Raw genomic sequence first — 610 nt, forward strand, 5'->3', positions numbered from 1 at the left:
GACCAGGTCCGCGACCTCGGCCGCCGGATCGCCGACTCGAAGGCCGTGCTGTTCCTCGGCCGTCACGTCGGTTTCCCGGTCGCCCTCGAAGGCGCGCTGAAGCTCAAGGAACTGGCGTACATGCACGCCGAGGGGTTCGCGGCCGGCGAGCTCAAGCACGGCCCGATCGCGCTAATCGAAGAAGGCCTGCCCGTCGTCGTGGTGATGCCGTCGCCGAAGGGGCGCGCGGTGCTGCACTCGAAGCTGGTTTCCAACATCAGCGAGATCCAGGCGCGCGGTGCCCGCACGATCGTGATCGCGGAAGAGGGTGACGAGACCGTCCGCCCGTTCGCCGACGAGCTGATCGAGATCCCGGCCGTCCCGACGCTGCTCCAGCCGCTGGTCTCCACCGTTCCGTTGCAGGTGCTGGCCGCCGAGATCGCCCGCACGCGCGGGTACGACGTCGACAAGCCGCGTAACCTGGCGAAGTCGGTCACCGTCGAGTAGCAGACCGGAGGCGTCGTGCAGGGAATCTGGACCACGGAACGGATTCGCGCGGCGGAGGACCGGTTGCTCGCCGTCACGCCCGACGGCGAGCTCATGCGGCGCGCGGCTTTCGGGCTGTCGGTGC

General features: G+C 69.3%; 1 protein-coding gene. It reads left to right on the forward strand.

What is annotated here, in order from left to right; genetic code table 11:
• On the forward strand, positions 1-486 hold a 486-nt coding region (locus CFP71_RS42580), incomplete at its 5' end, for an SIS domain-containing protein (protein ID WP_143267318.1).
• Between the last annotated feature and the right edge of the window lie 124 nt (positions 487-610).

The sequence above is a fragment of the Amycolatopsis thailandensis genome (assembly GCF_002234405.1).
Lineage (GTDB): Bacteria > Actinomycetota > Actinomycetes > Mycobacteriales > Pseudonocardiaceae > Amycolatopsis > Amycolatopsis thailandensis.